Raw genomic sequence first — 23,673 nt, 5'->3', positions numbered from 1 at the left:
CCTAGTGATCATGCACTGCACCCGATTTCTCGATATCGGCTTTGATCAGGAAGCTATTGGCCGTCACATAGCGGTCACCGGGCCTGAGCCCGCCCAACACTTCGGTGAACTCATCGTCCCTGCGCCCCAGGGTCAGTGGGCGCGCCTCGTAAACTTCGCCCACTTTCACAAACACCGCGAACCCGTTCAGGTAAGGCTGCAAGGCCCGGTTTTCCACGACCAGCGGTACCTGTTCTTCCTCGATTACCACTTTCGCCTCTACCAGCAGGCCCGGCGGCCAGTTTTCCCCGCGATTGTCGAACGACGCCCGTGCGAGAAGGAACGGCTGGCCATCGGAAATGGGCAGCACGTCGTGGATCCTGGTTTCCACGCGGCGCTGGTCACTGGTAAGGGTGACGGTCTGGCCACGCCGGATCGCACTCTGCTGCCGGGGAAAAACCTGTAGCTCTGCCCACAGGGTGTCGTAGTTGGCCACCGTAAACAGCACGCGGTTACCGCTGAATTCGCCACTGCCGATTTCGTGCTCGACGACCAGCCCGTCGATGGGCGATACCACCGGATAGGTCTGCAGGCTGTCATTGGACTCGACGGTGGCCAGCTTCTGGCCGCGCTGTACCCGGTCTCCCAGTTCCGCCAGTACTTCGGTGACCGGGCCGGGAAAGCGGGCGCGCACATGCCGCATGTCTTCATGGGCAAGAGCCGTCCTGCCATAGAGCGTCAGTGTGCGGCGGATTCCCCCGGCACCGGCGACGGCGGTGGCGATACCGTTTTCCTCCGCCATCTGGTCAGAAATCATGACCCGGCCCTCGTAGGAGGCAATTGTCCAGGTGCTTCTTTCACCATTGCGGATCAGCAGCGTGTTGATATCAAAGGAATGCGGTTCGCGAACCGCCGCCACGCTGCGCCAGTAGTCCCCCTCGGGCTCCAGCCGAAAGCGCTGTCGTTCACCGCCGAGACGCAGCAGCTCCAGCGACAGGGTCGTGCCGCTGGTGTCCTGCAGCGGTTGCCCTGCTTCCGTGACCCAGGCCCGGAACTTTGCTTTGTTGCCCTGCTCTACCAGCTTCAACTCAACAGAGACGGCACCATCGCGGAGCAGGTACCCGCCATGGGGCCCCTGCTCTTCCACCACTGTAACCGTCTCTGAAGTTTCAGCATGTTTTACAGCGTCGGAGCCTGCATACCCATGGGCACTCCACACAGCGATTAGCGCAAGTAGTGCAACTGGCAACGGGTAAAGAGTTGGAGAGCCCCGCATGACGTGATCCGGCATCTATTTACTGAAAGCCTGCCCGGCCGGGAGGACTGGTGCAGCAGTCAGTTGTTCGATCTCCGCGCCGTAGCGCAGAGCAGCGGCGGCGGATTCGATTTTTGCCCGCTGCGCCGCAATGAGCTCCCGCCGCGCCGAAACCAGTTCCAGATAGGAGTAACGCCCGCGGCGATAAGCTAGTTCGACCTCGCGCAGTGCCGCCCGGAGGGCGGGGATGATGTCGCGGTCAAAACTGTGGACCGCAGCGACAGCTTGCTCGCGGCCGCTATAGGCCCGAAACAGCTGGCTGTAGATTTGCAGTCTGGCAGCTTTCCGTTCGACAGCAATACGCTCTAGTTCCGCTGTCGCCGAAGCTACGGCGCCGGCATTGCGTCTGCCGGAAAAGAGCGGCAGCTCAGCGAGCGCAATCAGTGTTGTTTCATCTGATTCGCTGAATCGGCGCACACCCACGGCCCAGCCAATATCCAGGTTCGACTCGGTTTCCCGCATACGGAGCTCCATGGCACGCAGCCGCTCATCGGAGGCGAATTTTGTCAGTGCGGGATTTTCTTCAGCTCGCGCATAAAGTTCAGGGAAACCCGCGCCGGGCTCTATCCGGTAGAGAGCACTGCTATCCACATCAAAGCCGGCCTCCGTGGCGCCCCACAGCGCAGCCAGGGCGCGCCTGTGAAAATCCAGCTGGCGCCGCTCTGCCTGTAAAGTGAGGCGGGACTCAGCCAGCGCCGCCTCGGCCCGCAACTGCTCCGCCTGTGGTGCGGCCGCTGCCCTGACCCGCTGGCTGACAGCCTCGAGTGCCTGCTCGGCAATACGCAGGGCCTGGCCAGCCAGTGATACCCGCTCCGTGGCTGCCGCGACCTCGACATAGCGCCGTATCACCTCCCCGAGCAGGTCCAGTGCCTGCACCTGCTGTTCCGCCGCCAGCAGATCGATGGACGCCTGCGCCGCATTCACCCGGGCCAGGCGCTGGTTGCCAAGCTCGAGTACGGATGACAGTGCAATCGTCAGCTCTGCCTCTGGTGCATCACTACTGCCGGCCACGTTTTCCAGCTCGCTTCGGATCGACAGAGGCGGTCGCTGGGCTGCGGTTTGCGCCTTGCCCATCAGTGCTGCCTCACGAAAACGGAAGACGGCAAGCTGCGGATTTTCGTTCAGTGCCCGGTCGATGGCATCGACGAGACTCAGGGTATCCCGGGCTGCGGCAGCGTGGGATAGCAGTAATAGCAGCACTGCCAGCAGCGCGGCCGGCCCCGGAAATGGCAATTGATGGCACCACCTGATAGCAGCTGAAAACATGGGCTCCTCCCGGTCCCCATCAGATATAGCGCGCCGGGTCGGGAAATGCGTACTGAAAAAGGATTCAGCTGATAAATGAAAGGAAAATTACGCGTTGAACATAGAAAAACGGCATACCGGCGTTTCAGAGGAGCACGATCCGCCGGTACAAAACAGAACTATTTCAGGACGGAACAAGCGTCGTGGCAAGGTTTATCCCTTTGCGGTTTCATCCACCCAGCGCTGCACCCGTTTTTCCAGTAGATTGAGCGGTAGGGCCCCGCCCCCTAGCACGGCGTCATGGAAACCACGGATATCGAATGCGCCCCCTAGAGTTTCCATCGCCCGTGTGCGTAACTCGAGGATCTTCAGCATACCCACTTTATAGGCCGTAGCCTGGCCAGGCCACACCAAGTAACGACGGACCTCGAAGCGCGCGGCTGCTTCCGGTAGGGACGTATTGGCGAGAAAATACTGCACAGCCTGCTCTTCGCTCCAGTCCTTGGCGTGAAGGCCGGTATCTACCACCAGCCGGACTGCCCGCCACATTTCACCGTTCAGGCGCCCAAAGCGCTTATATGGGTCGTGAAAGGCGCCCATTTCCTCTGCCAGCTGTTCGGCATAGAGGCCCCAGCCCTCGGAATATGCCATCACCCTTGTGTGTGTGCGGAATTTCGGTACACCTGAAAGTTCACGCTGAATGGAAAACTGCAGATGGTGACCGGGATTGCCTTCGTGGTAAGCAATCGATTCCATATCCGCCTTGGAATAGGCATTCATATCTGACAGGTGCGCGTAGTAGACTCCGGGCATGGCCCCGTCCGGGCTGCCTGGAAAATAATGCTGGATGCCACCATCCTGCTCGCGATGTGGCTCCACCCTTTTCACCACAAGATTCGTCTTGGGCAGCAGGCCAAAATAATCTGGCAGCTTTTTTGTAATCTCTTTGAGAAAAGCACGGCTGTCGGACAAATAGGATTCGCGCCCGGCATCGGTGTTCGGGTACAGGAACTTTGAATCCTCCCTCAGATATGTAAAGAACTCCTGCAGATCACCCTCGAATTGCACTTCTTCTCGCAGGGCATCCATTTCACCGCGGATGCGCGTGACTTCCTTGAGTCCAAGCTGATGTAGCTGATCTGGTGTCATGTCGGTGGAGGTCAGCTCCTTCAGGGAAAAGCGATAGAACGCCTCCCCGCCCGGCAGCGCACCAACGCCTCGGGCCTCGTCGTCGGTATTGACAATATCGGTCCGCAACCAGGTGAGCAGTTCCTGATAGGCCGGCAGGAAGTCATCGTGTAGGACTTGATGAGCCCTTGCGCGCACCCGATCCGCATCAGTCCGATCAATTTCACCCAAGTCGAGAAGGGCATCCAGTTTCTCCTTGGTGAAGCCCCAGATAGGGGCATCCTGCTCTGATTCCGCAAATGGCGCACCACTGACTTGCTCTTCGGCCTCGCGAATCGCCACCTCGTAAGCAAAGCGTGGCGGCCGGATTCCTTGTTTTGCTGCAGCCTGCGCTCGTAGCTTGAGTTGGTTTATGGCGCGCCCCATGGCCGCGAGGCGGGTGACCAGTGCCAGCATGTCTTCGCGATCATCGACCCGGTGGTAGTTCATAACCAGCGCGGGTAAATCGGACTGCATCCCGAACATCTGGGTGAAATAGAAGCTGGGCCAGTAAGAATTAGTGGCGTAACCCATGCGCCAGAATGGCTCGGCAGCACGGGCGCGTTCATACTGGTAGATCCACAGGTCATAGGACTCCTGGCCTGCCGGAGTCAGTTGTTGGTAGTCAAACTCCTCGTGTAGCTGTTCGACTGTAGCCGCTTTCCATGCCAGCTGTTGCGCCAGCCCCTTTGCGGAAAAATCATCGAGCTGGTCATTGAGGTCCTTGCTGCCCTTCTCCGCTAACATCAGTGGGCTGAACTGCAGTTCCTCCTCGTAGCGTGCGTCGAGCCATTCTGTGAGCCGACGCGTCTCCGCCTCGCGCTCGGCATTTGTGACTATCGCTGACGATTCTGCCTCGATAGCAGACAGGTTCTGTCCGGTAGACTCGTCGCGCTGGCATCCTGCCAGAGAAAACAAAAATCCCGCAAAAAGAACACCCGTTAAAGCTCGCATACCCCCTCCTTTTGTTTTTGCAGGGCAATACCGACAGCTAACTGGTCATTCCATTCATGCAGGATTACATGTGACAGGTGAAATGTCGATCAGAGATAATGATAAAGATCTTGCGAGCAAGGTCGGAATGCTGCCGTGCAACCCGCTTCGCTATGTGGGGGCCAGCTTTTTCTCGTAAATCTCACCTGCTCTCACCAGTCGCTGTCAGCAGGTCTTTCATGCTAACCGGCTAAAAACTTTTATTAATCAGTGGGGGGGGGAACCTTGCTGATGTGGTGGGCTTCAATATCGATAGGTAGGTTGGCTCATAGGGTGGCTGCGCGCATACGCTCTTAGAAATAGCTCTACTGGTTGTATATGCCTTCGATCCCCCTTTGTTTTTTGATTCAAGTAGGTCTCGGCAGCTTCTGCTTTACCTCGCTCAGTGCACCTAGACTGAGTGAGGCAGGTCTGAGTACACCCTGGGGGCGAGATTTGATGGTGCGCTATGACACTGCAACGTGCGGGATGGGCAGCAAATTCTTGGGCTTCAGCATGAAGCCCTATGAATATCTATTCGATATTCTGCACCTGAATGCAGAATTGCATGCTCAATCCCACTATTATTGGTGCTTATGATGGTGGCCATTTTGCCTTGGTACACCCCTTGGTACACCTTTCGGGGCAGGTAGACGCTTTACGGGAAATTTCATTATGGCCTGCTGGATACAGGGTACCGCTTGGGGAAGCCTTGCACCAATCTTCATGCGCCTGAATTGAGCGCATCGGTGATGCCAGGGCCCCACTCTTTCGTTATGCGGCAAGCCTGTTCTTTTTGAACTCAGCGTTGCTAAATCGCAACACGGTGCAGTTTTCCTTGGCAGTTCTTTGCAGCGCCTCATCAAATCCGTCGAGGCTCTTGGCTTCGATTTCTACTGAGATCTTGACGTCGACGCCCAGCTTGGCAGTGAGAAGCCTGCGTCTAACGCCTGTGCAGCTAACCAAGAGCACGTCCACAACCTTTTAGTTTCTGTCCACGGTCTTTATAGTAATGGGCCGCGTCAGGCGTGAACGGGCACCAAGCTTGGGGTCTTCACCGCTTCCAAAAACTGTTCTGACTGCTCCAAGATGTTGAATTTTGAAAAGGCCTCTTCGCATGCAGGATCGAAAGAGTGCTCAACCAATATATTCAAGCACTGCATCAAAATCTGTGTCATCCGATCCATCCGGACTGCGTATTCTGCAGGTATATTGCCGGCTGTTGGGTTGCTGAGATTGAAATCAATACGGACGCCCAGGGAGGCTGTGAATTCGACTAAGCAGTGTCTGTACTGAACTGCGAGCTCCTGAAGTTCAGCCTTCATTTGGTTCGGGCTTGAGTTTTTCTCTCCGCTAGAAATTTTTCCCAAAAATTGCTCTTGGATCTGGCTGATTTGCTTTTGCAGTTCATCGTTGATTAGTGCGATTAACCCCAAACAGGCAAAATTAGATTGTTTCGCCTGGGGATAGACTACATGGTAAAGCTCGTGGTAGTTCAAGTGTATGTTACGTATATGTCCATTAGGGGCGTTAAGCGTGCCTTTGAATTGGGTTATGGCCTCCCTTATCTCTTCCTTGTGCTGGAAATAATTGGAGAAGTTGCTTTGGCTGCGGCTGAGTCGTAGTGCTAGATCTTGCTGTTTAGCACGGTAGTGAGAAACATAAAGTGACAAAACTACCAAGCTTGCGGCGAGGAGCGCGACAGGTGTTTTCAGTATCGAGAAGATAAGAAAATTGAGTCCGGCGGATGAAAAGGAAAAAATATAACTTGAATTTATTGCCCCGATGATAATTGGAATCAGGGATAAGGTCACGGCCGATATTGTGATTATTATCAATCTTCCAGTAAAGGCTGTGTGTAGCCACCCTTTTTCATCTTGGCCGCGCCATAGTTTGCATATTTTGTTCATAATTCTGGTTCCAAATATTGGCCGAGATAATGAGGGAAAAAGCGGTTCGAAGCGTGTTTCTTCCGAGTAGATGGGCTGGGTGCGAGATGCCTACCAAGTAGGGGAGCCTTGCATCAATGCTCATGCGCAAGCATTACGCTTATAGGTGATGCCAGGCCCCCTTTCGTTACGCGGCAAGCCTATTCTTCTTCGAACTCTGCATTACTAAATCGCAATACGTTACAGTTTTCCCTCACAGTTCTTTGCAGCGCCTCATCAAATCCGTCGCGGCTCTTCGCTTCGATTTCTACTGAGATCTTGACGTCGACGCCCAGTTTGGCAGTGAACTGCTGTACCACTTCATCAATGATTGTGGCGAAGTCCAGCTTCGCTTTCACCGGGTCAAGAGCGATGGTGCCGTAGAAGTGCTTTTTAACTGCGCCTGTCGGAGCTGTTCCCGGTTTTCCTGTTTCACCGGGTGTTTTGGGGTGCGTAGTATCTGACCCACCAGTCGATACTGGTGCAGCGGCACCGCCTGTTTCAGCGGGTTGGGCCGGTTCCGGTGTTGGTTGGGCGGCTTGGCGGATGCGCTCAGCGTAGGCTGCGGCTGCTTCACGATCAATCAATAGCGATGAATCATCCAGGGGTGCGATGGAGCTGCTACCGAAGCTGAAGCCGAGGTAGCGCTCGTCCTCCTTGCCGGAAGCAAAGCCAAAGAAGTCCTCACTATCGACGCCATTAACAATTGCATTACGGAAGACGTCGTCATTCACCAACCGCGGCAAGTAAAGATAATGACAGGTGTCTTGCCAGATCTTGAGTGCCCTGACTTCTGTTACCCCTTCTTTTAGGTACCACTGTTTGAGCATGTTACGCAGGTGGATCGGGGACCACTCGTAGATTAGCCACTCTTCCTCGCGCAGTTTGTTTTCTATCGCCTGTATCAGATTGGTGGCGGTGGGTGACACTGAGACCACTTCCCAATTCAGGGTAGGCTTACCTTTGATGAACTCTTCAACCGGCGCGATCAGCCACTTGTAGGACTCTCTTATCAACTGCGTCAGGGATTGCTCCGCGCCGTCACGATTGCGCTTAGCCTGGTTCAGATGGCTCAGATCCTGGTTGAGGGTGCCGCTCTCGATATCTGCCACGATGGACTGCCAGGCTAGGTAGATACGGCCCTGATCTTTCAATCTACTAACCACGTCGAAATCTGGTGCCAGGAAGATCAAGCGGTTTTGTTTCTGGCGTCGTTGGTCGCCGCGATTTCGCAGAATTTTCTCTGCCTCGCCAAATGCCTGGTTGGTTTCCGCACGGCTGTAGGCTGCATTGGTCGGCAGTACCACCAGGCGTGGACCAGAACCATAGTCGTCAGGCACGTCAACTGACGGGGTGAAGACATGGATGCCGGCGAATTGATGGTTGCGGCCAAAGACACGGTTCACTCGGTCCTTCAATAGCGGCAGCAGCTCATCGCGCTCGCTGATATTTTGCTTGCGGCTCTCCATTTCCCGGCGCAGGTTGGGCTTGGTATCCAGCCAGTACCGGTCTTGCTCGGCATAGAGATAATGTAAGCGATCGCGCAGGCGCTTTAGAACATCCTCGAAGACACCAGTAGCCTGGCCGGGCTGCACCGTTCCGAGCAGGATGCGCTCGGCTTGAATGCCGCGAATCATCTGCTCCCGAGTGGAGGGCGCACTTCCCAGAAAGATAGTTCGGGCGGTGCGGCGTGCAGCCTGCACACCTCCGAACAAGGTGTGGTGGCCGTCAATATCGTATGGGGCGGAACGCGGCCCGTCCACCTCACGCTCGATGACCGGCTCCCAGCCTTGGGGCAGGTAATGGATACTCTTGTGGCGTACGTTGCTATCTTCAAGCGGCAGGGAGCCAGGCATGATCAGCGCGTCTCTGTTATCTGAGTTCCATAGCCGGTGGATGACGATGGCCATGTATTGGAGAACGCCGCGGGTGCGCTGAAATTTCTCGAGGGTGGACCAGTCCTCGTAGAGCCGGTCGAAAATTTCCGGGTGGATGGGGTAGGAGCGGCACAGCCGCTCGAAATATTCGTTAGACTGGGTCTCCACAGGGAATTTATCAGCGTGCTGTCGATAGAAGTCGGAAAACTGGCGGCTGATGCCTTCTACATGAGCACGCTCACCCGGGTTTTCAAACAGCCGTCTGCGCACGATTTCAAACGCTTCTTCGGTACCCACGGGTTTCCAGACAGACTCCACCCTTGCAAAGTATTTCTCAAGGGAATTCAGGGCGCGTTGACCCGTGGTGCCGCCAACCTCCAGCTCGGACTCGGGTAGCGAGGCAAGCAGTATTGCGTTGGGCACGGCCTTCATGGCCTCGGTCAGGCCCTGAATGAAGCTGATGTTGCTGTCGAAGGTGCCGGCCTTGTACTGCTTGCCTAGCTCCAATTGGCGGATAAAGGCTACCAGCTCATCGATTAGAATCACGCATGGAGCCGCCTGACGAATCAATGAGGTTAGGACCTCTTTACCCGGCGAGGTCCCATCGGCATCGCTGCCGGCGACCATTTCATAGCCTTGCTCGCCAAGCAGTTGATAGGCCAGTTCCCCCCATAACGTGTTGACGGTGGCGTTGTCATAATGACGCGGCTGGCTCGGTGACAGCTTGATACCGTCGATCACGGCGATCTTTGCACGCGGCAGATCATGAATACCAGCCTCGTCTAGCACGGGCGGTACGCCCATCAGCTTGTCGGTACTGATTTCCCGGCTGGCCAGATGGTACACCGCGAGCATGGTATGGGTCTTACCGCCGCCGAAAGCGGTCTGCAGCTGGATGACGGGATCACCCCCCTGGCCCGCTAAGCGTTGTGCTACCGAGATCAGCAACAACCGCATGCCCTCGGTGATATAAGTGCGAGAGAAGAACTTCGCCGCGTCCTGATATTCGGCAGACGCAGTCCCACTGGCCACCTGGGTGATATCGGCGGCAAACTCCGACTGCTTGAATGAGCCTTCCAGAACGTCTTTGTGGGGTCGAGCGATCTCACGCCAGGGTTTTAAACTCATGGTCTACTCCTCAAAAGTCCAGTCCGTGCTGCTCGCCGGCATGGCCGACCTCATGGGAGGCGGCGACAATGGCGTGCCAGGAACCGATTAGTTCGTTATAGGCGCGAGCTTCTTCGGCCCACTTCTTGCGCTCGCATAAAGTGTACAGGTGGTAGGCGAGCTGGCGGATGGGCTCGCCTTTATCCGGCATCTTGGCCAGCAATTCGCCCGCGGCGGATTCGCCCTGACTATTGAGGCGGCGGATCATCTGATGGCAGGCTTCCCAAATGGGGGTTCGTTTGTCACGAGTGGGATCCCAATCGGCTTCGTACTCGCTCCATTTGAGCAAGCGCACTTTACCGCCGCCGGATTCCACCACTCCTGCTTCTCGTACACCGTCCACACTGGTGCCCTTAGCCCGAGAGAGAGTATCCGCCTCGCCAAAGGGGCCGGCACTCCAACCATACTGATCGAACCAACTCGCACAAAACTGGGTATCGGCATCGAAGCTGCCAGAGTCAGGGCTCAAGTACTCGGTGATGGCACGATTGATTAGCACCAGGGCGTCGTGCACGTTCATTTTTGATCCATCCTGGTTCAACACTGCATCGTACTTCGAGAAGATGGCCATGCCGGGTCCAATTGCGGCTTGGGCTAAGTCAACAGGGGCGATGGGTGTCTGGCCGGTTTGCCCGCCGATCATGGTTTCGAGGGCTTCGGGCATCTCTTCACGCAGCTGACGCTGAAAATCTCGACGGGAGATAGATTCCGCATTGGGCTTGCGCTTGCGGCAGACGAGCACAATTGAAGAGGCCAAGGCATTACTTTGTGAACCCCTAAGCCTACGACCAAGTTCAGTTCTCATTGGCCAGGTGCCATCAATAAGAAAACCAGCACTAATAACTGCCTGTAGAAAAGTCTCCCATCCGGTATTTCCAGTTTTCGAGTCACTGGTTTCAGATTGTTTGAATGCATAGTAAATGGTTGTCGGGAACGCAGGGTGAGATTCATGGCAAATGTTTGCCATGGCACTCGTCATTCCTTCCAGAAAGAAGTTTTCGGCATTTTCCTTCCCTTTATGACGCTTAACGTCAGCTACCAGCTCTGGCATTTTGGGGGTTAGCAAGGTGGAAAATAACTGCCCAAACCTATCTCCAATAGATCGTCTTAGCCATATGTAGAAAAAATCAGATAGATCCGCATAGGGTACGTTGTCGTAATATGGAGGGTCTGTCGACACAACTTTATTGCGGCTAACTTTCTGAAGTGCAGCATCATCTTGTTGAGATACTCCTTGGAAATTGGATCTTACTGAATGCAGCCCTTCAACAATGGACTTTATACCACCCATGAAATTACCGCTGGCATCAGAGAATGGGTTGCACTCTGCGAAATCCCAAGTCATTGAGTAAGCTTGACGCCCAAAGGTATTTCTCGCGTGTTCTCTGGTGTTAGCCCAAGAAGTTAACGAGGAGTTTCTGTCCGCTAGCTTGTCAACTGCTAGCGCCATATATGCGCAAACTGCATCCGCATAAGAGCATGCGTCTGACCCGCCAGATTCTAGAGTTTCTTCATTATTTTGAATTCCAGCTTTTAAGCAATCATCAACAACTATTTTCCAAATGTTTTTTATTTCATTGCTGAAGGTGTCTAATACCAGTAGCTGACGATTCGAAAATAGTTGGTCAAAGCGGGTGATTCCGTAACCGAGAGTTCCTACATATTGAGGATGTCTAGGGAGGTCGAATGTCGGCTTCCAAGTTGGCTCTGCAGACTTCAAGTGATCTTCCAAGGATTCTGTCGGTGTAACATAGATTCTGCCTCTTTTTCCTTGGCAGACTATGGCTAGCAGCTTTACGCCCATCCTCCCTTCTGAGGCCTCAGTTTTTACGTATTCAGCACTTATTGGAGAGCCGGAGACCAAGCACTCAAAATTCGCTCCTCGGCCTCTTTTGGTCCCTTTTTTCAAGTTTTCGTAGTCACCACTTTTTCCGAAAGTAACTTTAAAAGTATAAGAATGTCCTGATACTACAGGCCTAATGGACACTTCTTTTCCGGATTTGGTGGCTAGAACAAAGCTGGAGCAAAGAGGCACTTCGGAATTATTAAATGCTGGGTTTGGGCTCTTCACTGTTCTTGCCCAAATCCATGAAATGACCGTTAATTTTTCGCCAATATGCTCTTTTAAATGTGGGTTGATTTCCGTCAGAGAGTCAGTAATCTCTAAATCTTGAAATAAATGTCCGATCTTATCTTGCGCCATCTTTTTTAAGATGTAACCGTATCTTCTAACGTCTTCTGCAAGCCCTTTCGCCTCAGTCCAATCCTCGTAAATTTTCTGCTGTGATTCTTCGGGTGGGGTAGGGCCGACTGGGGCTGACCCAGAAAATTTTGAAGGAATTTCTATAAGGCATTTATTCAAAAATACGGGAACTGGGTTGAGGTCTGTCGCAAAGGAAGTCATGCCGAGCCGTTGTGCTTCAACTGGAATCGCACCACCTCCCGCGAATGGGTCATGGGCAGCCGGAAGAACGTCTGGGTTAAACAGCTCATTTGCCTGAGGATGATTGCGATTCAAGTGGCAAGTTTCTCGCCAGCTCTCCCAAATTGCCTCGCGGGCACGATTTAGCACTTCTTCGTTGTTGGTATTTTCCCACTTTACTAATTCACGGATGATCTGAAATAGCTTCTCCCGTTTAATTTCCGCCTCTTTTTTGTTAACCCCAAATCCGAGCTCCCGCTGGTAGCTAGGGTCGTTAACCATTTGGGCGAACAACACTGCTCTTGCCGCAGCCAACGGACGTCGCGCCCACCACAAGTGTAGGGTGGAGGGGTGCCCATGGCGGATGGATTTTTCTCGTGCGGCCGCTGTGTTGATATCGTCCAAAGGCAGAGCGACTTCAATCAGTTTTTTTGGTGTTTTAATGCTGGCCATAGATAATCCTTAAATTGTGTGTTCTGGCGGTACTGCCTTAGAAAACAGATCGCTCAGGTCGTAATTGATGCTGGCCACGCCAAAATCTGGCTCAGTGCTAAAGGGGTTGCGGATGTAATAAGGCCCTTCATGACTGTCACCATCGACAATCACGATGGCCAATAAAAACTTCTCCGCTTGGTTCAGCGCATAGATGATCTCGTTGCGACTGACGGTAATGGTGCTCTGACCCTTGGCGCGGCCCTTGACTTCGATATGGCGGTCAGGAGCTATGGAGCCATCAGGATTCGATGGCGGCCTCGCCGTAACGTCCCAGCCGCATTTTTCTGCGGAGACGTCCTTCACCTCATGACCAAACCCGCGTTCTGTTGCTATTACCGCGTTCATTGCCACCATTTCGATACGTGATCGTGCTTCGGCATCCGCGCAGAAGGTGGTTTCGCCCTTGCGTTGGGCAAGTAGGCCTTGGGGGATCACCAAGGCACCGCCGATCACTATGGGCGTACTTGAGACAACATTCTTCAAGGCCTCTAGTTCCCGCTTACGCTGGGCCAAACGTTCGGTGAGTTCATCCACCCTGCGTCTGGCCATTTCCGGCTGCATGCGTGGCTGTTTGCCGGCTGCGACATCGTCACTGAGCTTTATGTAGCGATCGGACCAGTAGTTGATTTCCTTTACCAGGCGCTCGTTGACTGCCGCCAGTACCTTGTCGGCCTGACGTTCGCGTCGGGCTTTGACCTCTTGGTAGTGCTCCGGCACAAGATGCCGCGAAGCATGATTCAGTGCCTGACCTTCCAGGTTGGCGTTGATCCAGGGGGCGTCGAGGATGTCCTGAATGAGCTTCCGGTCAAGGTCGTCGATGGGTTGCAGGTCCAGGTGGGGCGCCCAACCTGCGTGGTAGGTGTGCCCTTGGCTATCGATCTCTACAAACTGCAGCCGGCGCGAGGCGATGTGAGGCTTGCGCCCCTCTTTTTCTGAAAGCCCCTCACGGACGGAGTGGTCGACCATAAATAGGATCTTTGGCTGCTGCCCGTCATCATTCGGGTCAACCAGCACGGCACCTTGCTTCAGTTTGCTCCGGTGGTCGGATAGGACCAGATCCGTGGTGGCATGCATTAGCGGGTGGCCGGGGTGGATCAGGTCAGCCATGGGTTTACCATGCACCCGCACCAACTGCTTTTCAAAGCAGATGCGTTCGTACTTTTTCAGCACCGGGGTGCGGGATTCACCTATTACGCGGTCGCGTTCACGGATGGCGGCTGGCACGTGGCGCACTTCGTAACGACCGACTTCACGAGGCCGTAATTCGCCATTGAGTCTCTGGAATGCCTCTGTGAAGAAGGCGCGGATGAAGTAGGGTTGCAACTTGCGCGCCTCTGCCTTTTCCATCTCCTCCTTGACGGCATAGAGGTCCTCTAGGCTCATGTGCTGCTCAACCAGGGCGTTGCGGCGCAGAATTTCTTTCAGGTGGTTGGTATCCAGTGCCCCGTCGATCACCTGGTTGAGTTTGGCTTTGACCTCTGGTGATTCACCGTAGCGAATGGCTTCGACCAGCAGTTCTTTTAATGAGCGGTTTTCGAAGGCTTCACCGAGGATGTCGAATACCTTGCCACCCAGAGCCTGCTTCTCAACCTCGAGCTTCTCGAACAGCTTCTGAAAGACTTCGCCCTCCCGGGTCTCCATGGCAATTAGATTCCACAGGTGGCAGACCTCGGTCTGGCCGATACGGTGGATGCGGCCAAAGCGCTGTTCCAGGCGGTTGGGGTTCCAGGGCAGGTCGTAATTGACCATCAGATTAGCGTTTTGCAGGTTCACACCTTCACCCGCGGCGTCGGTGGCCACCAGCACCTGTACATCCCGGTTGTTGCGAAATTCTTCCTGCACCTTGCGTCGATCGTCGCGATTGGTACCACCGTGGATAGTAATTACTGCCTCCGGCCTGCCCAACAGGCCACCGATGCGGCCCACTAGGTAATTCAGAGTGTCCTTGTGCTCGGTGAAGATGATCAGCTTGCGGCGACCGCCGGATTCGTTATACATCTCAGGCCGGTCTTGAAGCAGGTGGGAGAGCTCTTCCCACTTTTTGTCATTACCGGATTGCACCACGCTCAACGCTTGGTACTCCAAGTCTTTGAGGATCAGGATTTCCGCTTCCAGTTCGGGGATGGTTTCTGCCGCAGTGGCCTGATCAACAACCTGATCGGCGTAGAGTTCGTACTCCTCGGCGCTAAGTTCTTCGTCCAATTCATCGAAGTTGTCTGGTAGATCGAGTTGGCGCTTGACCGTGTATTCGCCAAGTGTTGCAGCCACACCGTTCTGGACACTGTGGCCGCGCGCAACCAGTTTCATCTCTTCCAGTCGTGATTCGAGGCGCTTGCGGCGGCGCTGGAGGGACTGAAAAATTGCCTCAGGGCTGGAAGCAAGGCGGCGTTGGAGCATGGTTAATGCAAATCCGACATTCCCTTTCCTCTTGCCGTCGAGGTTGTCGGCCCGATTCATTTCGTTACGAACGTAATCCGTTACGGCCGCATAAAGCGCGGCTTCTGCATCGGACAGCTCATAGTTGGCGCTGTAAGCGCAACGTTCGGGGAACAAGGGCGTGCCATCAAACTTGAGCAGCTCCTCCTTGACCATCCGGCGCATCATGTCGGAGACATCTACCTTGTGAGCGCCTTCGCGGAATTTGCCGTAGAAGCGGTCTGCATCTAGCAGGGAGAGCCAAATCTGGAAGTCTTCTTCCTTGCCGTTGTGGGGGGTAGCGGTCATCAACAGGAAGTGACGAGTGATAGAACCTAGGAGTTCACCCAAAAGAAAGCGTTTGGTTTTGTTGACCTTGTTGCCAAAGTAGTTTGCGGAAAGCTTGTGGGCCTCGTCGACGATGATCAGATCCCACTCAGTGTTCTTGAGCTTGTCTTGATACTCCTCGTTGCGTGACAGCTGATCGAGGCGACAGATCAGTTGGTCCTGCTCGTCGAAGTAGTTTCCGGAGGCGCATTGCTCCTGTTTTTCACGACTAAAGATCTCAAACACAACGCCGAATTTTTCCAGTAATTCATCCTGCCACTGCTCGGTAAGGCCACCGGGCGAGACGATCAAGATACGTTTGGCGTCCGCGCGCATCAGAAGTTCGCGAATCAGAAGACCGGCCATGATGGTCTTGCCGGCGCCGGGATCATCGGCTAGCACGTAACGCAAAGGCTGGCGAGGGAGCATGGACTCGTAGACGGCAGAAATCTGGTGCGGTAGCGGCTCCACATTGGAGGTGTGGACAGCCATCATAGGATCGAAAAGGGCAGCCTGAGAAATCCGGTAGGCCTCCAATCCCAGTTTGAAGTCTGCACCCGGCGCATCGAAGGCCCAGGATCGGCCTGCCTCAGCTAGCTCGAGCCTGGATTCGTCCACTCGAAAGAGCATTTGCTCCGCCACCCGGCCTTGGCTGTCCTTGTAGTACACGGTGAGAGCATCGTCGTCAGCGGGTTCCACCTGGACAATGCGCACAACCTCGTCGCCTTGTATGCCCCGGACCTGAGCACCTATTTTGATGTCTTCGAGCTTTAACATTTTGCTCCCTCTTAATCTTCGCCCTGACCTTGAGGTTTCTGTGAATCCAAGGCGTCCTCGCTATAGCCTGGCGCCAACACCAAATTCTCAACGCCGTAGAGCGTTTGCCGGTTTTTCAGCCACAGGTGGTACTCGGCACCTTTCAGCGCATGATTCTCAGAACAGTCGACGTTCCATCGCCGCAATACGTAACCCGCTACTGCGGCGCGTATGTTTACCTTCAACATGCCATTCTGCATGCCATATTCGTATTCAATGGTCTCTGGGTATTGCAGGCGCGGGTGCGGTACTAGGTGCATCTCGACGATGCGATTCCATTGAATATCCGCCTCTTTGGTCTCGTTGGCCGCTATTGCGTAACTTTTGCAAAGTTCGGGTTTGCTGATGCGACTGATAACAAAGTCAGAGAAGCGCTCGCGCTTGCGGTCATAGGCGCGGACATGCCACCGCAAGCCATTATCCACCAAGGCAAAGGGAACGATCTCGCGGGTGCTTAGCCCGCTGGACAAGGAGCGGTACCGAATTCGCAGGGCTCGCTTTTGGTAGATGGATTGGCTGACCTTGGCAAGAATGTCCATCTGGGGGGCATTAAGCTGTGTCGGTGTTTCGGCGCTAATCAACGCTTGATGGGAGCCTACGTAGTCATCGCCCAGCCCGTAGCAAAGTGCGGTTAGTGCCTGATTTTGCGAATAGTCGAATATTGGTTTGAAGAAATCGGACTGGATATAAGTTTTGGCCTTGGTGTCGTACACGAGATTCTTGGAGGCCAGTTCCTTGTAGAGAGACAGGTCGCGGGTGGCTGCTGCCGCTTTGATGCCGAAGCGGGTGACCAGATCGGCACGGTTTACCGCGCCGAAAAACCGTAGTTTGAAATCAATGTGGAAGAGGCGCTCTTGCTGCGCTTGGTTGACGTCATCTAGAGGCGCTGACCCCATCTTTCCACCTGTCAAACCTGCGGCCTTGAATTGTGCTGAAATTAATCGTGATCATAGTGTTCGTGCCATGTTAGTGTCAATAATATGTGGTGACATCATCAAAATGATGATGATTAAGGTGCCAGGCTATCGGTAGCTCGTGAATCTCCATCCGTACGAATGGAGGGGTTATCGGCTGGCACCAGCAATGGATGGCTCGCCGGCTGTGAGTTTTGCCTAGTATTCATGGGGTTCGTATTCGGCTGCTGCTGTTTCTCGCTGAATGTGCTCGCCCTGCTGTGGATCTGGGGCCTGCGCAAACGCCCCTATGAAATTTGAAGCTTAAGCTCGCGATATGCTGCTCACCCGCCTGATGAGCAGAGATATGGCCGTATGATGCGGCGCTTTTACACACCCGGCCCGGCAAAGGCGACGGCGGAGCCGGCGCACGAGCTATCGTTGATAGCTCTTTAACAGCTTTTGTATTGACAGGGAAAGTTAGATGGCAAGTGACGATTTTGCCGACGTGGCGGAGCCTTGGCTTAGGGAGCTCAAAGAGAATCCGGATTTTCCCCCTTTGCCGGATGACTTAGAGCCTACGACCTTTCCGCTTGAAGGGGCGGAAATTGACGGTCAGCCAACTGAGATCGATCCGGAGGCAGACTATTCCCCCTTACCCGATGAAGCATTGGCTGAGGAAGATATCGAGGCTGGCCGTGAAGCACATCGGAATAGTGGTATTGATGTGTTGGCGTTCTATAAGTCATTTCGGTTTCGGAACAGGCCGCCGTGTCGAGGAAAATGGGGAATCTTCCTATTTGATGTCGGTATTAGTGCGATTAGAGCGGAATATGCGGCAGTTACAGTAGGTCTTTCACCAAATGAACTGCATAAATTAGCGATCGATACCCTGGTTGCACACGAGCGCTATCACTTCTGGGTAGATGTATGGGCGCTTGGGCAGGAAGTATTACCTGCCCGCAACCGCATAAAGCGCTACGAGCATTATCTGGCAAGTTGCCGCAACCTTATTTTCTGCGAGTACGATTACGAAGAGAGCCTCGCGAATCACTATGCTTATTCCAGATTACGATCTCGAAAGTTAAGTGATGGCAGCAGGGCTGGCCGCCTGATTAAAAATTTATTTAAAAAGAGCCCTGAACCTTACAGTGATTTTCTTTTCGAAGCACCAGAACGGGCTAATCGGGAGGCCCTGCTAGCAGGAGCTATCGTAAACGGCGTGGATCCTTACATAGCGGTGCTGCTCACGGCAAGAGGAAGCAGAGCGGTGATTGGACCAAGTATCCGGCCAGCGGATGCGCGCCATCCAGCAGTTGGGCACCAGAAATGTCCCGTCTACGTATTGAAGGTGACGGGTTATGCGAAGCGAGTGAGGCCTTTTCTTGGGGTTAAACTCAAAGAATTCCGGTTATTCATCGAGCAGTACCTAGCAGGAAAGAAGCTATCGCATACGGATCATGACTACTACCGGATCGACAACGGAGAGAAAGTGAAATTTCCGAATGAGCATGACAAGAACGTGCAAGGCAACGAGTTGATAAATATCTTGCGCAAGGCTGGCATGACTCCGTCAGACTACCGGAAAGCCCGGACTGCTACGCAAAAGTGGAAAGTCGATTGTCCGCGCAGCGAGCCGAAGGAAGCATTCGGGAGTTAATGATGTGGGCTTTCCCGACATCAATAATGAAGAGCGGATAATGCGGCAGGACTTCGCTAATCTCTACTAGCGAAACATGCTGGCCGCGTGGGAGAGCAATTATTCGACAAGCTTGATCCAGATAATTTCTAGACCAATAAAAACCAACACTTCATGGGGTTCGCTTTGGCGACCAACCATTTTGCGCACTTTTACGCTTGCCCTCTGCTGATTTCGGACCTGTACTTAGCCCTCCATGTAATTTACACCGGCCGTTTGCAAAGAGAGTACCGTCGTTACGGCAGGGGCGCCCGGAGCGTGTCTTTGCGCCGCAAAGCATCCCTTTGCACTCCTCTGGGAAGGCAGGTAGCAGGGGCCCGCCAGAGAGTGGCTGAATGCTTCCCACATATAGCCCGGCACTTTCACCGTAATTCAGTAGTGCAGCATGGATCTTCCAGATCTGGCGGAGTTGGCGATAGTAGGCTTTTAGCTTCTTCCTGAGCTCAGGCGTCCCAAAAAAAGCATTCCTCGGCATATGAACTCCTTGGCTCTTTTGGCTCTCTGGCTCTTTTTAGCTGTCATGCGGGCTCGCGGAATTCTGGAGTGGCTCCCGCTTGGCTATTTTGGAGCGGCTTGGGCAATACAAGCTTGTCTCGAGCCAGATATGAGCCATATCCGGAGCCGCGAGGGGCTCCGAAAACTCTGACTTTGAGCCATTGAGCCACAGGAGCCACTCTTCAATCAGCGAATGTTCATGGCGAAAACACTCTTTGCCCTGATCGACGGGAGGCAGTTCAAGCATTAACCACCTCCCAGCTATTTGGATTGCCGCGGCTGTCTGTAGATACCTGGCGCAGAAGGCCGAGCTCACAATACAGTTCCATCTTCGCACGCAGGTGTTTCCTGTTCTTACGAAGCCGGAGCCCGCGTGGCGATAATTTGTCTATCTGCTCTATTGTGACGGTGCCGTTATACGCATCGGTGGCCCACTCAAGGAATTTTTGAGCTTCCACCTCAGTTGATTGCGCCTCCCGCTCCTGAGCTAATCGTAACGTCGAGTTAAGATAAAAATTGGTCAATAGTATCGCGCGCGACATGGCCTCGACGGTTATTTGCTCTTGCCCGTCGAAGATCGCAAAAATCGCGGAGATCCGTAGCGCGTGCTCAGCGGCTTTGGCTGTGAACGGCTTTATAAGTTCTAGCTCGCCTCCAGGTGCTAGGCGGATTTCAGTATCGTTGTAGAACTTCACCCAGGCCTGATCAGCTTCGCGAGAAAGCTCAATATTGGGGAGAATAACCCCTCCAGTAAAATCTCTCTCCCAGCTCCGGCGCAGCAGCTCTCTCACCTTGTGGTGAAAAGCCTTTCGCGAGTTATCTGTCACCCGCGGCTGATTGCGATCGATAAGCCGGCTGCCGGCGATAGAATCGACAGTACACACAAGAAATCTCGCCAAGATCCCCTGTTGCTGCAATAGAGGATCCCGCAGAATGGCCTCAGCTATTGCAGTCTGAATAAGCAGATGCACGGTCAAGCGGCGATTCGTCAGCATAATGCGCTCGCTGACTCGCGTTCGCTTGATATCATCTCCGTCCCAGAATTTTGACAGGCCCGTTATGGTTTTGGCGGCATTCTCTGGCTTCATTGCATGACCACCAAAAAAGCCCCCGGCTTCGTCGTTGAGTAGAGCCTGCGAGGGTTGGCCATTCACGAATGCCTTTTGAAGCCCCTCTAGTGTCGGTTCCTGAATGATAAGGCTGGCTTCAACTGGCGGTGCCAGTGATGTTTCTCCATCCTTTATCCGTTCAAGATGTTGGGAGTATTCCTGTTGATAGACCTTGTAAAGTTCATGTTCGTATTCCTTTATGCCGACTGATGCCATGCGGTCACAGGCCGTTTTTCGATCACCACTGTCAGCCAATGAAAGGAGAAACAGTGACAATGGGATTGTGGCCCTGGTTTCAGGGTGGATAACATTCCCGATACGCTGTGATGCCAGTGAGGCAACACCTAGTATTGACTGAGCAGCAAGTTCTACCGGTGCCTGAACAGCCTCAGCGATTTCAATAGCAGCGGCACCGAGTACCCCTCCTAAAGCTTCTGCAGGAAATTTCTCCTTTGGTTTAAAGCTCAGCCCAGCGCGTGATTCAGGTGAATCAGTGGGCTGGGCGACCGATAGCGGAAGGTTTTGCACTTCCGTCTCGATCATTAGCTGAAAAGGTCTCGCTCCGGAGCTGTCTCCGTCAGGGCACTGGAAATATTCGATACCGGTTTCTGCAAGTAGTGCCGCGTATTGCCCGCAGCGGCTGAAAGCATAGGCAGGGCCCGAGCGTGTTAGCTGTGCTCCGTTAGGGCTGCGCAATCGATCGTCACAAACTGGGTGTATAGCGATATCCGCAAACTTCGACTGTAGCCATTCCTGGGTCTGTCTACATGCGCGTTTATCGGCGCTCCATGCGGTTGTCAGGTTGCGCGCGGTGCTGGATTCGCACTCAACCTGTTGTCTGTTAGGGGTGCAGCGGAAGGTGGTTTCGGGAGCGTCCTGTACTGCGGCGCTTTCGAGGTTCCTCATTTTCAGGTCTCCCCCCGTGACTCTTCGATCAATCGCGCCTTGAAATCTAGGATATCGCCGAGTAACCAGCGACTGGTTCTTGGCCCCAGTTTTATTGGTTTTGGGAGGCGTCCATTTTGGACGTGAGCAAGGAATGTGCTGTGCCCTATGGTTAGCTCTTCAGCTCCCGCTCTTGAAGTAATCAATCTGTTCCGATCGACATTTGTCTGATCAGCCTGATCCGTGACAGGTTCTATAAAAGGGGTCTGTTCTGTAGTCATGTAAGCACTCCTAGAAAGAGACTATTGGTGTCAAGGAGTGTTTATGGTTATTTATTGGAGGATGAAGAGGCAGTTGTGGATTCGGATCATACGGCTCAAAAAGTGTAACTAGCTTTCTGAGGTTCTATGATCTAGGTGCTTAATACTTGAGCAGTATTCGCGAAACCTCCGCATTTTGTAGGTTCACTTTCAAAAAAACTTTAACGATCAGCGAGATTACCTCCAGGAGTTGCTCTTGGTATCGTCTTTCGAAGAACTCCCCTAAATGTCTGATTAGGCGTACCCGGTCAGTGTGTGTTGGGTTTTTTTTGATCAGTGTTCTCGCATGTAGAGGCCTAGAGTCGAGCTCTAGTATGATTCGAGTTAATAGGTCTACTAATGTCGGAGAGGATATGTCCTGTACGGACCAGTGACGCTCTAGGGGGTCCAGTTCGGGGAACAGGGAATCCAGTTCATCGTCCGTAAACATCGACAATACGGCGCGGTCGATGCCATATTTTTTTAGCCCGTCAGCCAGATCAGCGGCTAACTTATGAATGCGCTTATTCTCAGAGAGTTGCTTTTTGGGAGCAAGTTCTTCGAGTTCTTCATTGTAGCCATACAGTCCCTGATATACCGCCGTAGGTAGGCCGCGCGATGACGGACATCCCATTTCTTTATCCCTTTTATGTAGGCGCCGCCACACTGTTTCCATGTCCGGATTGGTGCATAGCTCATGAAGTGTGAGCATGAACATGTCGTCTGAAGGAATTCCTCGGCTGAGCTTCCTTAGTGCAAACATTGGTACCCATGCAGGATACTTTTTCAGTGCCTCCCGCTGGCTGCTTGGAAAAACGGCTTTTCTCGCAGATTCGGTGGAAGGCCATTCTTTGCTAAGATCTACGGGCATACTTCGCCAACCCTGTTAGCTGAACATTGGTGTCAAACATTGTATTTACTGCCCTGTTCCAGGGCGGTAAGTAGGCTAGCCCAGCGATTTAGTGCGTCTTTCCGCTCCTCGAAATAGGTGTATTGGTTGTAGACGCCTTCAACGCCTTTAATCGCGTGGTTTAAGCACATTTCGGCAACATCACGCTTGACTCCGAGTTCTGCGAGATGAGTGCGTGCGGTGCGACGCAAGTCGTGAATGGTGAAGTGCTCTACCCCATCGATGTTCTCGCGCAGCCTGTCGAGTGCACGATTCAAGGTGTCTGGTGAGATGTGAGGAGTAGCTTTATCCTGCATCTTTCTGGCAGGGAAAACCCAGTTACTGCGACCGGCATAGTGTTTGAGTTCATGTAGCCATTCGATCGCGACTGTAGGAAGCGGGATGGCCAGCTCCCTGCCAGATTTATTGTCTTGCCGCATCAACCAGATTCCCTCTTCAAGGTCGATATCCTCCCAGCGAGCTTTTTGGAGCTCCATTTTTCGTCCGCCGAGCAACAGCAGCAACTTGAGTGCCAGCTCATTTTGGCGACCTAGGCTTTTCGTGGATCGCATAGCTCTGAACAGCTCAGCCAGCTCCGGTCGCGTCAACCAGCGATTCCTGGCCTTGCGCGTGCCGCCGGCATCCTCAATACCAAAGGCTGCGGCTGGGTTGTACTCCAGCACGTGGCGCTTAACTGCAAAGTTAAATATGGCCTTCAGCATACCTGAGAGCCTGTTTGCCACAGTGGGTGCGCCAGAGGCAGCCTTTGTCAGGATGGTGTCGATATGGTGGGGTTTGACATCTTCCGCCCGTAGAGTGCCGATGAGCGGCAGAACATACTTGTCTAGATTGCGCCGGGGGATGTGGGGATGTTTGTAGTTGCCTTGCAGGTGGCGCTGCCAAACAGTTTTTTCAAACCATTCATCAGCCAATTCTGAAAATGTTAGCGCAAGCCGGTCAGCTTCGTCCTTTGCCTTGCTGTCGCGGATGCGTTCCTGTTTTTCTTGGGCGACATCATGACCGAGTGTGATGCGGGCATGAAGCCGCTTCGCTTCCCGGCGGGCCTCGGCCAGCGTCATGGCAGGGTAGGTACCCAGCCACATGACGCGTGGCTTACCGCGAAACTTGTACCTTAACCGCCATTTAGGGTCTTTGAATGATTTCCGGAATACCCAATATAGGCCGTTCAGCTTATCGGATTTCCCTTCGGAAAATTCCCGGCTGGCAAGCCAGCGTCGTAAATCCAGGTCGTTGAGAGCGCCCACCATTTCTCCCCATA

The 23,673-nt window shown here is 53.8% G+C and carries 13 protein-coding genes; 1 reads left to right on the top strand and 12 read right to left on the bottom strand.

Annotation, left to right across the window (positions count from 1 at the left end; all coding sequences use genetic code 11):
• Position 1: 1 nt before the first annotated feature.
• The 8 genes from LVD12_RS16270 to LVD12_RS11660 all read right to left on the bottom strand — a co-directional run bounded on the left by LVD12_RS16270 (position 2) and on the right by LVD12_RS11660 (position 17,021).
• Positions 2-1,129 (bottom strand): efflux RND transporter periplasmic adaptor subunit, encoded by a 1,128-nt coding sequence (locus LVD12_RS16270; protein ID WP_237067890.1) that lies wholly within the window; start codon positions 1,127-1,129, stop codon positions 2-4.
• Positions 1,130-1,270: 141 nt separating this feature from the next.
• Positions 1,271-2,560 carry a TolC family protein gene (locus LVD12_RS11690; RefSeq protein ID WP_237067889.1) on the bottom strand — a complete coding sequence of 430 codons (1,290 nt, stop codon included), beginning with the start codon at positions 2,558-2,560 and terminating at the stop codon, positions 1,271-1,273.
• Positions 2,561-2,752: 192 nt separating this feature from the next.
• Positions 2,753-4,660 carry a DUF885 domain-containing protein gene (locus tag LVD12_RS11685; RefSeq protein ID WP_237067888.1) on the bottom strand — a complete coding sequence of 636 codons (1,908 nt, stop codon included), beginning with the start codon at positions 4,658-4,660 and terminating at the stop codon, positions 2,753-2,755.
• Between the two features lie 1,040 nt (positions 4,661-5,700).
• Complete coding sequence (locus LVD12_RS11680; RefSeq protein ID WP_237067887.1) at positions 5,701-6,588, bottom strand: hypothetical protein; 888 nt, start codon at positions 6,586-6,588, stop codon at positions 5,701-5,703.
• Between the two features lie 179 nt (positions 6,589-6,767).
• A complete protein-coding gene (locus LVD12_RS11675; RefSeq protein WP_237067886.1) occupies positions 6,768-9,611 on the bottom strand; it encodes an ATP-binding protein in 2,844 nt (947 codons plus the stop codon).
• Between the two features lie 10 nt (positions 9,612-9,621).
• Positions 9,622-12,525, bottom strand: a complete 2,904-nt coding sequence (locus tag LVD12_RS11670) for a DUF1156 domain-containing protein (RefSeq protein ID WP_237067885.1) — start codon at positions 12,523-12,525, stop codon at positions 9,622-9,624.
• Between the two features lie 9 nt (positions 12,526-12,534).
• Positions 12,535-16,086, bottom strand: coding sequence for a helicase-related protein (locus LVD12_RS11665; RefSeq protein ID WP_237067884.1), 3,552 nt, complete (start codon positions 16,084-16,086; stop codon positions 12,535-12,537).
• Between the two features lie 11 nt (positions 16,087-16,097).
• Entirely contained in the window at positions 16,098-17,021 is a 924-nt protein-coding gene (locus tag LVD12_RS11660; RefSeq protein WP_237067883.1) for a helix-turn-helix transcriptional regulator, read from the bottom strand.
• A 481-nt stretch (positions 17,022-17,502) separates the two neighbouring features.
• On the opposite strand from LVD12_RS11660, the gene LVD12_RS11655 reads away from it, so the two are divergent.
• Positions 17,503-18,678 (top strand): hypothetical protein, encoded by a 1,176-nt coding sequence (locus LVD12_RS11655; RefSeq protein WP_237067882.1) that lies wholly within the window; start codon positions 17,503-17,505, stop codon positions 18,676-18,678.
• A gap of 151 nt (positions 18,679-18,829) precedes the next feature.
• On the opposite strand, the gene LVD12_RS16265 is transcribed toward LVD12_RS11655, so the two are convergent.
• The 4 genes from LVD12_RS16265 to LVD12_RS11640 all read right to left on the bottom strand — a co-directional run bounded on the left by LVD12_RS16265 (position 18,830) and on the right by LVD12_RS11640 (position 23,659).
• Positions 18,830-18,997 carry an HGGxSTG domain-containing protein gene (locus LVD12_RS16265; protein WP_369413386.1) on the bottom strand — a complete coding sequence of 56 codons (168 nt, stop codon included), beginning with the start codon at positions 18,995-18,997 and terminating at the stop codon, positions 18,830-18,832.
• 454 nt (positions 18,998-19,451) lie between these two features.
• The gene (locus LVD12_RS11650; protein ID WP_237067881.1) at positions 19,452-21,227 is read right to left on the bottom strand and encodes a YfjI family protein; all 1,776 of its coding nucleotides are present in this window, start codon (positions 21,225-21,227) and stop codon (positions 19,452-19,454) included.
• Positions 21,228-21,626: 399 nt separating this feature from the next.
• Positions 21,627-22,376: a hypothetical protein gene (locus LVD12_RS11645; RefSeq protein ID WP_237067880.1), complete on the bottom strand. Its 750-nt coding sequence runs from the start codon at positions 22,374-22,376 to the stop codon at positions 21,627-21,629.
• Positions 22,377-22,408: 32 nt separating this feature from the next.
• Complete coding sequence (locus LVD12_RS11640; RefSeq protein ID WP_237067879.1) at positions 22,409-23,659, bottom strand: tyrosine-type recombinase/integrase; 1,251 nt, start codon at positions 23,657-23,659, stop codon at positions 22,409-22,411.
• Between the last annotated feature and the right edge of the window lie 14 nt (positions 23,660-23,673).

Origin of the sequence: Microbulbifer guangxiensis (assembly GCF_021729075.1) — a bacterium.
Taxonomy (GTDB): domain Bacteria; phylum Pseudomonadota; class Gammaproteobacteria; order Pseudomonadales; family Cellvibrionaceae; genus Microbulbifer; species Microbulbifer guangxiensis.
Note: the sequence above shows the minus strand (reverse complement) of the source record. Positions and strands in the feature narration are given on the sequence as shown.